Origin of the sequence: Empedobacter falsenii, from assembly GCF_019308355.1 — a bacterium.
GTDB lineage: Bacteria > Bacteroidota > Bacteroidia > Flavobacteriales > Weeksellaceae > Empedobacter > Empedobacter falsenii_B.
This window is the reverse complement of the sequence record NZ_JAAGKM010000003.1, coordinates 1-12,738: the sequence shown is the minus strand read 5'-3', so window position 1 is coordinate 12,738 and position 12,738 is coordinate 1. Positions and strand designations below refer to the sequence as shown.

Sequence of the window (12,738 nt, the reverse complement as noted above, 5' to 3'; positions counted from 1 at the left end):
TGAGATGCTTTTTTAATTTGATATATTATTTACAATAATTCTTCATCCACTATATTTGGTAATGTAACCTTTAACAAAGGTTCATCTTCCATTGCACGTTTTATAGCAAAAATAGCTTCTTCGTTTCTTGCCCAAGATCTACGAGCAATTCCGTTGTTCACATCCCAATGTAACATTGATTTTAAACGATTTTCAGCATCGGAAGATCCATCTAATAACATTCCGAATCCACCGTTAATAACTTCTCCCCAACCAACGCCGCCACCGTTGTGAATAGAAACCCAAGTTGCGCCACGGAAACTATCTCCAATAACATTGTGAATCGCCATATCTGCTGTGAATTTTGAACCATCGTAAATATTAGAAGTTTCGCGGAATGGAGAATCTGTTCCAGAAACATCATGATGATCACGACCTAAAACAACTGGTCCGATTTCACCTTTCGCAATTGCATCGTTAAACGCTTTCGCAATTTTAATTCGTCCTTCTGCATCTGCATATAAAATACGAGCTTGCGAACCTACAACTAATTTGTTTTCTTGTGCACCTTTTATCCATGTGATATTATCTTGCATTTGTTGCTGAATTTCCTTTGGAGAATGTTGCATGATTTCTTCTAAAACTTGACAAGCAATTTCATCTGTTGTTTGTAAATCTTCTGGTTTTCCTGAAGTACAAACCCAACGGAAAGGTCCAAATCCAAAATCGAAACACATTGGTCCCATAATATCTTGTACATAAGATGGATATTTGAAATCAATTTCGTTTTCTGCCATTACATCTGCACCAGCTCGAGAAGCTTCTAATAAAAAGGCATTTCCATAATCGAAGAAATACGTTCCTTTTGCTGTGTGTTTATTTACAGAATCTGCATGACGACGCAGCGATTCTTGAACTTTTTCTTTGAATAATTCAGGATTGTTTGCCATCATATCGTTGGCTTCATCAAATGATAATCCAACAGGATAATAACCGCCAGCCCATGGATTATGCAAAGAGGTTTGATCTGAACCTAAGTCGATATACAGATTTTCTTGGTCAAATTTTTCCCAAACATCCACTACATTTCCATCATAAGCAATGGAAACAACTTCTTTATTTTCTTTGGCTTCGCGAACACGAGCAACCAATTTATCTAAATCTGTAATTACTTCGTCTACCCAACCTTGTTCATGACGTTTGTATGTCGCAGCAGGATTCACTTCGGCAGTAACAGAAACAACACCTGCTATATTTCCCGCTTTTGGTTGCGCACCTGACATTCCGCCTAAACCAGCTGTTACAAATAATTTCCCAGCAGTTCCTTTATTATCGATTTTGCGACAACCATTCAAAACAGTAATCGTTGTTCCATGTACAATCCCTTGCGGACCAATATACATGTAACTTCCTGCTGTCATTTGTCCATATTGAGAAACACCTAACGCATTCATTTTTTCCCAATCATCTGGTTTCGAATAATTCGGAATAACCATTCCATTCGTTACCACAACGCGAGGAGCATTTTTGTGCGAAGGAAATAATCCCATCGGATGACCAGAATACATCACCAATGTTTGTTCGTCTGTCATTTCAGACAAATATTTCATTGTTAATAAATATTGTGCCCAGTTCTGGAAAACTGCACCATTTCCACCATAGGTAATCAATTCTTCTGGATGTTGTGCAACTGCGTGATCCAAGTTATTTTGAATCATTAACTGAATTGCTTTTGCTTGTTCCGAATTTCCTGGGTAATCTGTAATTGGTCGAGCGAAAATTTTATAATCAGGCATCAAACGATACATATAGATTCGTCCGAAATCTTCTAATTCTTGTTTAAATTCTGGAATTAATTCAGCATGATCTTTTGGTTCGAAATAACGCAATGCATTTTTTAGTGCTAATTTTTTTTCGTCTTCCGATAATATTTCTTTACGCTTTGGTGCGTGACTTATATTAGGATCTCTCTCTTTTTTTTGAGGTAAAATAGAAGGAATACCTTGTTTTATTTGTTCTTGAAAAGTCATTTTTTTTGTGTTTTTATGTTTTGCGTGAAACGTTATAAGTTTTACGATTTTTTGTTGTTATTCTGAACTTGTCGAGGAATCTCTAAAAGTTATGTGAAGCTGTAATGAATTCAGCTTGATAATTTTGTGAGTCATCCTGAACTTGTTTCAGGAACACATTATATTTTTTTAAATTCCTCCATTTATTTGGAATGATATTTACTTGATTGTCGTTGTTGTAATTGTCATTCTGAGCCTGTCGAAGAGTCTTCTATATATAGTAGTTTTCTATATTATTAATAGTTTATCCTTCGACAAATTCTGGATGAAAAGGATAATTTAAAAACTTAATATTAATTTTTTGAAATCATCTGTTTGCAACAAATCAATAATATTGTTGATGTCATCTCCAATCAAACGATCGTCTTCTAATTTAGGACATACCGAACGAACTTTTGCGAAAACTTCTTCTAAGAATGCACTTGTTTTACGTGGTCTTCTAAATTCTAAACCTTGACAAGCGTACATTAATTCGATTGCTAAAATACGTTCTACATTGTCTAAAACTTGGTTGAATTTTCGTCCAGAAATACTTCCCATCGAAACATGATCTTCTTGTCCCAAAGAAGTCGGAATACTATCTGCCGATGCAGGGAAACACAATGTTTTGTTTTCTGTACAAAGCGCAGCAGATGTATATTGAGGAATCATGAAACCAGAATTTAAACCAGAACTTTCTGTTAATAATTTTGGTAAACCATATTTTCCTTCGATTAATAAATATTGACGACGATCCGAAATATTTCCTAATTCAGATGCAGCAATTGTAGCGTAATCTAATACCATAGCTAATGGTTGTCCGTGGAAGTTTCCGCCAGAAATGGCTTCTTCGTCCGAAACAACGATTGGATTATCGGTAACAGAATTTAATTCGATTTCAGCTAATTCTTGTAAATGAAAAAATGCATTTCGTGATGCACCATGAACTTGAGGCATACAACGCAATGAATATGGATCTTGTACACGACCACATTCTGCATGAGAGAAAGCAATTTCAGAGCCTTTCAATAAATTTCGCATGCGTTCTGCAACCAATAATGTTCCTTTGAATGGACGAACTTGGTGCAATTCTTCTTCGAATGGACGAGGAGAACCTTCGTAAGCTTCTAATGATAAAGCGCCTGCAACGTCAGCTAAATTCAATAAATATTCAAATTTTTCTAAACCATTTAAAGCATGAGATAAAATGAATTGTGTTCCGTTGATTAATCCTAAACCTTCTTTCGCAGAAAGATGTAAAGGTTGTAAGTTGTGTTTAGCTAATGCTTCTTTTGTCGAAATAATTGTATCGCCATCCCAAACTTTTCCTTCACCAATTAATGGTAAAAATAAATGTGATAAAGGCGCTAAATCTCCAGATGCTCCAACAGATCCTTTTTCTGGAACAACAGGAATAATATCTTTTTCGACCATTAATAAAATTCGTTCCACAACTTCTAAAGTCACACCAGAATATCCTTTTGATAAAGCATGTGCTTTTGCAATTAACATGGTTTTAGAAATTTCTTTCTTGATTGGATTTCCAACACCAACCGCATGACTGATTAATAAATTGTGTTGAAGTTGACGTGTTTCTTCTTCCGAAATTTTAGTATCGCAAAGTGGACCAAAACCAGTATTTATTCCATACACTGTTTGCCCAGAAGCGACTATTTTAGCAACATTTTGTTGAGATTTTAAGATTTGTTGTTTACTTGCTTCATTAAGTTCAATTTCGATGTTTCCTTCTTTGATTCCTTTGTAGTCCTCGAACGAAAGAAAATCGATGCCGTAAGTTTTCTTGATCATTTTTTCGAATTTGTGATACTTCAAAGATAATCTTTTCATCGGTTCAATAAATAATAGAAATCATTTCAGTTGGAATAATTGAGTTTTGATAAGGTTTTATAACACTATCTTTTATAAATTTGCTAAAATTTTTATGTAATGTGTGATAAACATCTTCATGACGAAATGGGGGACGACCATATGTCAGCAAACTTAGAAACGCCTTTGAGAGCTGATGCATTTGAGTTGTCTGCTGAAGAAAAAGTGGAAAAGATAGAAGCGGATTTCCGTAACATCATGGAAACTTTAGGCTTAGATTTAACAGATGATAGTTTGAAAGGAACGCCAAAACGTGTTGCGAAAATGTTCGTAAAAGAGATTTTTGGTGGTTTATTGCCAGAGCGTAAGCCTGGAATGTCAACTTTCGAAAATAAATATAACTACAATCAAATGTTGGTTGAAAAGGATATCGTGGTTTATTCGACTTGCGAGCATCACTTTTTACCAATCGTTGGACGTGCACATGTTGGTTACATCTCGAAAGGGAAAGTAATCGGTTTGTCTAAAATGAATCGTATTGTAGAATATTATGCAAAACGTCCGCAGGTACAAGAGCGTTTGACAATGCAAATTGTGAAAGCAATGCAAGAAGCTTTGGGAACTGATGATGTTGCATGTATTATTGATGCGAAACATTTGTGTGTAAATTCGCGCGGAATTAAAGATATCGAATCAAGTACTGTAACAGCTGAATTTGGTGGAGCTTTTAAAGAAAGTGAGCAATTAAGAAAAGAGTTTATTTCGTACATCGGAATGAAAACTCCTTTCAATGTTTAAATTATAAATCCTATAAAATGGTAAAAGAAAATCAATTAAAATTACATAATTCCTTAACGGGACAGAAAGAAACGTTCGAACCAATTAATCAAGATAATGTTGGAATGTATGTTTGTGGACCTACCGTTTACAGTAATGTGCATCTTGGAAATGTACGTACGTTTATGTCGTTTGATATGATTTATCGTTACCTAAAATTTTTGGGTTACAAAGTTCGTTACGTTCGTAATATTACTGATGCTGGACATTTAACGGATGATGGAAATGTAGAAAATGATCGTTTTGTAAAACAATCTAAATTAGAGAAATTAGAACCAATGGAAATCGTACAGAAGTATACAGTTGATTTTCATAAAGTTTTAGAAAAATTTAATTTACTACCTCCAACAATCGAGCCTACAGCGACAGGTCATATTTTAGAACAAATTGCTTTAGCAGAAAAATTAATTGATTTAGGATTTGCTTATGAAGTAAACGGATCAGTTTATTTTGATGTGGAAGCTTACAACAAAAAAGGACTTGATTATGGTGAATTGAGTAACCGTAACATCGAAGAATTAATCAATAATACAAGAGATTTAGACGGGCAAGGAGAGAAAAAGAATCCAGTGGATTTTGCACTTTGGAAAAACGCTTCGCCTGCTCACATTATGCGTTGGGCTTCTCCTTGGGGAGATGGTTTCCCTGGTTGGCACTTAGAATGTACAGTGATGAGCACAAAATATCTTGGAGATTATTTTGATATTCACGGAGGAGGAATGGATCTTAAATTCCCTCACCACGAATGTGAAATTGCGCAAGCAAAAGGTTCTAATGGTCACGAACCAGTAAAATATTGGATGCATGCGAATATGTTGACGATGAATGGTCAGCGTATGAGTAAATCGACTGGAAATTACATTTTACCTATGCAATTAGTGAATGGTGAAAATGATTTCTTCGAAAAACCATTTCATCCAGCTGTTGTACGTTTTTGTTTCTTACAAGCGCATTATCGCAGTGTTTTAGATATTTCGAATGATGCAATGTTAGCTTCCGAAAAGGGATATAATCGTTTGGTTGAAGCATTAAAAACATTAGAAACAATTACGCCAAAGAAAACATCTACCGTTAATATTGATGAATTAGAAACGAAATTATATACCGCAATGGATGATGATTTCAATACGCCGATATTGATCGCACATTTATTTGATGCAGTGAAAATGATTAATTCAATCAAAGATAGTTTCGAGAATATTACAGCAGAAGATTTAGAACGTTTAAAAGCAATTATGAATGGTTTTGTTCATGATGTTTTAGGTTTGGATACAGAAGCTGCAAACGAAAGTTCAGATAAATTAGATGGTGTTGTAAAAATGCTAATCGAAATGCGTAATCAGGCACGTGTAGATAAAAATTGGGCATTATCAGATCAAATTCGTGATGAATTAAGTGCATTAGGTATCCAACTAAAAGACGGCGCTGACGGAACAACTTTCACTTTTTAAGAAAGATTTATAAAATATTTAACCCACTTAGAAATAAGTGGGTTTTTTTGTATCTCTCAATTTTAGATTACTTTTGTAAGGATTTATTCAACAGGATGAAAAAAACAATCATTGGTTTATTTTTATTAGGAGCTGTTGTAGCGCAAGCTCAGGAGGATTCAATAAAAGTTTTAAAACCATTAAAAGGATCATCAACAAATGATTCGGTTACATATTATAAAACCAAAATAGACGATTATAAGTTTTGGACAAATGGCAGAAAACCAGAGGTTTTGGATACGACATTAAGTATCAAAAACTATTATAATCAAAATTTTATTCGCAATGATGCGTTCGGAAAATTATTTTTTCCGAATGTTGGTGGTGTAGTGGTGGATTTGGAGTATCAAAATACGCCATTCAATCCGTCGATGTTACCAACTGGTAAAAAATACAATTATTATTATGCAAATGATATCAAATATTATGATGTCAAAACGCCATATACCGAGTTTATTTACGAGAATGGTGTTAAAGAAGGTAACTTTTTGTCTTCAACATTTTCGCATAATTTCAACAAGCAATTCAATTATACGTTTCATTATCGTGGATTAATTTCTGAAGGTCGTTATCGTCATGAAAAAGCGCAGAATAATACCTTTGTTTTTTCATCAAATTATAAAACAAAATCGGAACGTTTCAAATTGTGGTGGAACTATGCAGCACAAAATCTGAAAAATAATGAGAACGGTGGAATAGAAGATATCAACGATTTTATTTTGCAAGATGATCGCAGAATGACAAATGTTCGTAATATTCCCGTGAATTCGCAGACAGCAAAATCTGAATTTGATGCACGTCGAATTGAATTGAATGCTTCGTACGGAATCTTAAAAAAAATGAATGAAAAAGATTCGACTTTTTATAATCCAATTGAATTGAAGAATAAATTTTCGTATGAAAAACAAAAATATCGCTACGAGGATACGTCACCAAACGGAACTTTATATTCTACACCGATTATTACAGGAATGGATTATAGAAGTAAAAAGAGTTTTACAGATTTATCCAATACGACAACTGCTGGTTTTCAGTGGACAGATCGTGTGAAGATAGAGGCTGGTGTTAAATTCCAGAATTTGCGCGTTTTTGCTGATCAAGCCATGACGATTGTTGCAGTTCCAAAGCAAATAGAGGAAAATCTTTTTGGAGTTGTTGGAAAAGTGGATTTTGATTGGAATGAAAAATTGAAACTTTACGGAAATGTTGAATATCTGCAATCTGATAATTACAAAAGTGTTTACAATGTAGATGCGGTTTTAGATGTGACGCCGATAGAAGGTTATACATTGAGTGCTGGAGCGGTTATTCAGTCAAAACTTCCTTCGTTGAATGCAGTTTACAATCAAAGTTTCTTTAATAATTTTAATTACGTTAATAAATTTGAAACAGAAAATGTTCAAAATATTTTTGCAAAGTTAAAGTTAGATAAAGTTAATACAACCTTAGAAGCCTCAATTTATAATATTGACAATAAAGTATATTTAAACGAATTGTTGGTTTATAAACAATTGGCGGATAATATCAATTATTTCAAGATAAAAGGTGAAAATCATTTACGTTTCGGAAAGATTAATTTAGTTTCGACAGCGCAATATCAAAAAGTAACGAAAAACGAAGAGTATATGCCTTTGCCAGATTTCTTGATTCGTGAAACATTGTATTGGCAAGGAGAATTATTCAACAAGAATGCTCAACTGCAAGCTGGTATTAATGCAACATATTTTACAAAATATAATGGTCTGCGTTACATCCCGATTCTGAACGAATTTGCATTGCAAGATCCAGCAAGTATACAAGAGATTGGAGGTTATCCTATTTTGGATGTTTTTATCAATTTCAAGGTTCGTAATATGCGTTTTTACATTCGTGGTGAGCATATCAATGCATCGTTTACAAAACAACCTGATTATTTTGCAGCGCCAAATGTTCCGTACCGAGATTTCAAGTTTCAACTTGGCTTGAAATGGAATATTTTTAGTTAAAAAAAAATACATATTATATAGAAAAACGATTTCATGATGAGGTCGTTTTTTCTGTCTAAAATCATTTGTGTAGAATAATTCTAAATAACTATTTTTAGAAAAATTTTATACATGAAAAAATTCCTACTTTTATTTTGTTTGATTTTCTCTCAAATCGGTTTTTCGCAAGAAAAATTATCAATTGCTGAAATCCAAAAAATAAATTCTAAAATCTTAAATACTGAACGAGAAATTTGGGTGAATCTTCCCGAATCATATAATAATTCTAAACTTGAAAAAGTAAATTATCCTGTGATTTATGTGTTAGATGCCGAATCTAATTTTACGTTTTTAACAGGCGTAGTTTCTAAATTTCAATCTGGTTTTTATCCAGAAATGCCCGAATCGATCATTGTCGGAATTACAAATAAAAATGGTGATCGGACAAAAGATTTTACACATGTAAACGATGTTAATTTCCTCAATTTTATTCAAACTGAATTGTTCCCTTTTATGCAGAAAAATTATCGTGTGAATGATTTTCGTTTGTTAATTGGACATTCTTTGGGCGGATATTTTGCGTTGAAAACCTTGTACAATCATCCCAAAACTTTCAATGGATATGTTGCGCATGATCCAAGTATTTGGTTTAATGACAAAGAATTATTGAATCTTTATCAGAATTTAGAAAATCATTCTTTCGAGAATCGATTCTTGATGATAACACAAGTTGGTGAAAGTCAAAATGCAGATCATTTACGCGACCATTATCAAAGTATAAAAAAGGTGGACGAACGTTTGAAATCATCAAAGAATAAATCATTGAATTATCATTACAAACAATATATTGACGAAGAACATGGTTCGGTTCCGATGATTGGCTCGATTGATTATTTGCGTTGGCAGTTTGATGGTTATCGTGTGAATATTAAAGAGATTCCGAATCAACCAAATTTGGTGAAGGATTCTTTTGAAACGATTTCTAGAAAATTGAATTATTCTTTTCAACCAACAGAAACGTATATCAATAATGTTGCAAATTATCTGGTAAAACAAAAGAAAAATGATTTAGCAAAACAGTTTTTTGAACAAAATGTGAAAAATTTTCCTGAAAGTTTACAAGCAAAAGAAGAGTTAGAAAAATTCTTAAATCTATAATAATTTGTTTTTTTGGTTATTTATTTATAGTTTTAGAATATTGATCAATACTAATTTATTAACATTTTAAAATTTAAGCATGAGAAAAATCTTATTAGCAAGTGCTTTTGCACTTTTTGGAACTTTTGCAATGGCAAATGAGGTAGAATTAAAAAATGATAATTCTGAAATTACATCATTAATTGATGATTGTTATTACTATGAGTATGAGGAAGAGTCATTTACTCTTTATTCTGATGGTAGTTGGGAATATGAATACTACTTTGAATCAGGTATATACTGTGATTAATTAGTTTAATCTACTAATAGTTTTAAGGGCCTTTAATAAAAAACAATGAAAATGTATACAGTATTAGTTATTTTAACGTTAATGAACGGATGTTCAGATAAGAAAGCTTTAACAGAAAATGAATTAAATTCAAATAGTATTTCTACTAATGAAATTAAAATGAAAAATGATAAACAAAATATTGGGATTATCAAAAATTCTTATACAATAGAATATGTAGAAACAGTAAAAATAGATGAGGCCAAGGTTGCACAATTACCAGTGCATGCACAGCAAATGATAAAAGATAGACTGTCTAAGCCAAGATACAGTGTTTTGGAAACAAATGGAAATGAATCTATTTATAAGACTTTAGCAACTGAAGATGATAAAAACAATAACCAAGTAGAAAATACGAACGGAAACAAAAGAATTGTAAAAAACACGACCATTTCATTTGTAAGTGATGTATTTTATAAAAATTTGGAAACATCAACTATCTATAAAACAACTGAAATAAAAGGCGAAAAACTTACAGTAATGCAAAAGAGTGATTTGCAAAATTTATGGAAAATTACCAATGAAACAAAATCAGTTGGAGGATATACTGCCCAAAAAGCGACTTTGGATGACCCTAAATTAGGACAAGTTACGGCATGGTATCTTTCTGAGATAGCAATAACAGATGGGCCTGAAATTTTTAATGGTTTACCAGGATTAATAGTAGAAGTAGAAACAGATAAGAAATACATTACTTTAAAATCTATTAATAAAGCAGAAAAAGAAATACAGCTTCCATCATTTTCTAATGTCTTAACGACGCAAGAGTATTCAAAGAAAATGGAAGAACTGAAGCAGTCTTCTATTTCATCAAAAATAGAAAATTCGTCAGGTGTAAAAACAAATAGAATCGTTATTAAAAGTGAATAAAAATAGATGAAAAAAATAGTTTATTTTAAGTTCTTTTTTTTCATCAGTTCGTTACTATTTGCTCAAAATTTGTCTATAAATGGTTATGTAAAAGATAATAACTCCGAACCACTACATAATGCAGTGGTTCAGTTATTTTTAGACGATACGTTTAAAGGTTTTAAAAAAACAAATAGTCAAGGTTTTTTTAATTTTATCAATTTAGAAAAAGGAGTATATACACTAAAAGTTAATGTGCTTAATTATTCTCAATATCAAGAAAATATCGAACTAAATGAAGGTAAATCTATCGAAATATTTTTATCAGAAGAACTTGTTAAATTAGAAGAAGTAATTATTAACAACAAAAGCTTTGGTAAAGTAAAAGAAGATACTATACAATATAATTTAGCAGCAATAAGAACTGGTAATGAAAGAACTTTAGGCGACTTAATAGAAAAGTTGCCTGGATTGCAAATTGATGAAAATGGCGTAGTATATTATCAAGGTAAAAAAATGGATAATATTTTGATTGATGGTGCAGAATTTTTTGGAAACAAACATCAATTAGCAACAAAGAATATTACCGATGAAATGATAGAAGGTATTGATTTGATTTCTAATTACCAACCTAATGATATATTAAAAAGCTTTAGTTCTGGAGGAAAAAAAGTATTAAATATTAAACTAAAAGAAAATTATCAAAATACAATATCTGGGAACGCTTCTTTTGCGTTAGGTAATGATTTTAATACAAATAATAGAATAAACTTATTCAATTTCAATAAAAAAGGCAATATCGCTTTTATCAATCATTACAATACAATAGGAGAAGTCGCTATGACGATGGAAGATTATTTTGAGTTGAACCAAACCATTAAAAGAAATGGTAATGGTGTGTCTAAAATAGATGAAAAGGATATTCCCAGTTTTCTTAGAGAACAACGGAATTTTTATGATCGTAAAAACTTCTTTTCATCACTAAATTATAATCAGAAAATTAACGACAAATTATTAATTAAAAATTATACTTTATTTGATTTTAATACTTCGATTAAAAGACAAGATACATACAAAAATTATGGGATTTTCAAATTAAATGAAATTCAGCAAATTGATGAAAAACCCTATTTTGTTCAAAATGTATTCAATTTGGATTGGAAAATTAACAAAAATAATTACGTAGTATTAGATTCAAAATTTGATTATACTCAAAACACAATAGATTCTGATATTAATCAAAATTTATATTCTGAAAATAGTAAAGAACAAAATTTTATTCAGAAATTAAATTGGTTTAATGTTTTAAATGATAATTTATTGGGAGAATTGACATTAGATTTTAATTCTCAAACAAAAAATTATCTAATAACAGAACAAGAAGAAATTAATACGAACCAATCAAAATTTAATCTTTATAAAATCGGGTACTCAGTAAAATCTTCAAAAAATAAATTTACATATAATTATTATACCAATACATCATTACAAAATTATAATTTATCAACCTTAATAAATCAAAAAAATAAAGAAGAAAATAGATTGTTTAATGCAGTAATAGGAGGTGTGTTTAGTTATTTATACAATAAAAATCTTTTAATATCTTCAAGTTTAATTGTTAATTACTATAATTCTAATCAAAAATCATTAGAACAAAATTTTAGTATTTCTCCAGTAGTATCTCTTGCATATACATTAAATAAAGGAGGAAAATTAACCTTAAAGTATTCCTATTTAGATGCCGGAATTCCAACTTTAGATTTTCTAAATACCTACGAAAGAAGAGTAGATTATTTAACAATATTAGACCAATCATCAATAGACGAACTATTTATAAAAAGAACAAACAGTGTGTCGATAAATTATTTAAAACTAAATCTAAGTAAAGGAAGAACATTTTTTGTAAATGTAAGTTATGATCAAAATAAAAATGATATAGCTGAAGATATACGTTATCAAAATAATTTAATTTACAAAGCGTTTTTTAAGGCAGAACAAACAGATAATTTGTTACTTTTTATTAATTATGATTATATTTTTAATAAAATTCCCATAGCTTTTAAAGCGAATGGAATTCTTAATTATACAGAAAATGTTCAGAAAATTAATAATGAATTAAATAATCTTTATTCAACTAATTTTAATCTAAAAACTAATTTTACATCAAGATTTAAGTCAAATTTACAAGTTTATTATAAAAACACATTCCAAGTGTTTGTTAATGATAATAAGAAAATTGATAGACAAAATATATTTAC

The 12,738-nt window shown here is 31.0% G+C and carries 9 protein-coding genes; 7 read left to right on the top strand and 2 right to left on the bottom strand.

Annotation, left to right across the window (positions count from 1 at the left end; genetic code table 11):
* Positions 1-29: 29 nt before the first annotated feature.
* Together hutU and hutH are read right to left on the bottom strand one after the other, a co-directional pair.
* Positions 30-2,009 (bottom strand): urocanate hydratase, encoded by a 1,980-nt coding sequence (gene hutU / locus G0Q09_RS02295; RefSeq protein WP_219033830.1) that lies wholly within the window; start codon positions 2,007-2,009, stop codon positions 30-32.
* Positions 2,010-2,327: 318 nt separating this feature from the next.
* A complete protein-coding gene (gene hutH / locus G0Q09_RS02290; RefSeq protein ID WP_219033829.1) occupies positions 2,328-3,836 on the bottom strand; it encodes a histidine ammonia-lyase in 1,509 nt (502 codons plus the stop codon).
* Positions 3,837-3,974: 138 nt separating this feature from the next.
* On the opposite strand from hutH, the gene folE reads away from it, so the two are divergent.
* From folE to G0Q09_RS02255, 7 genes are all read left to right on the top strand, one after another.
* Positions 3,975-4,652, top strand: a complete 678-nt coding sequence (gene folE / locus G0Q09_RS02285) for a GTP cyclohydrolase I FolE (RefSeq protein ID WP_219033828.1) — start codon at positions 3,975-3,977, stop codon at positions 4,650-4,652.
* Between the two features lie 17 nt (positions 4,653-4,669).
* On the top strand, positions 4,670-6,142 hold the full coding sequence (cysS, locus tag G0Q09_RS02280; RefSeq protein ID WP_219033827.1) for a cysteine--tRNA ligase: 1,473 nt from the start codon (positions 4,670-4,672) through the stop codon (positions 6,140-6,142).
* Between the two features lie 95 nt (positions 6,143-6,237).
* Positions 6,238-8,166 carry a putative porin gene (locus tag G0Q09_RS02275; RefSeq protein WP_219033826.1) on the top strand — a complete coding sequence of 643 codons (1,929 nt, stop codon included), beginning with the start codon at positions 6,238-6,240 and terminating at the stop codon, positions 8,164-8,166.
* Positions 8,167-8,277: 111 nt separating this feature from the next.
* Positions 8,278-9,303, top strand: a complete 1,026-nt coding sequence (locus tag G0Q09_RS02270; protein ID WP_219033825.1) for an alpha/beta hydrolase — start codon at positions 8,278-8,280, stop codon at positions 9,301-9,303.
* A gap of 79 nt (positions 9,304-9,382) precedes the next feature.
* On the top strand, positions 9,383-9,592 hold the full coding sequence (locus G0Q09_RS02265; protein ID WP_219033824.1) for a hypothetical protein: 210 nt from the start codon (positions 9,383-9,385) through the stop codon (positions 9,590-9,592).
* 51 nt (positions 9,593-9,643) lie between these two features.
* Entirely contained in the window at positions 9,644-10,501 is an 858-nt protein-coding gene (locus tag G0Q09_RS02260; RefSeq protein ID WP_185144215.1) for a GLPGLI family protein, read from the top strand.
* Between the two features lie 6 nt (positions 10,502-10,507).
* The coding region (locus tag G0Q09_RS02255; RefSeq protein ID WP_219033823.1) for a TonB-dependent receptor at positions 10,508-12,738 on the top strand (2,231 nt) is incomplete at its 3' end.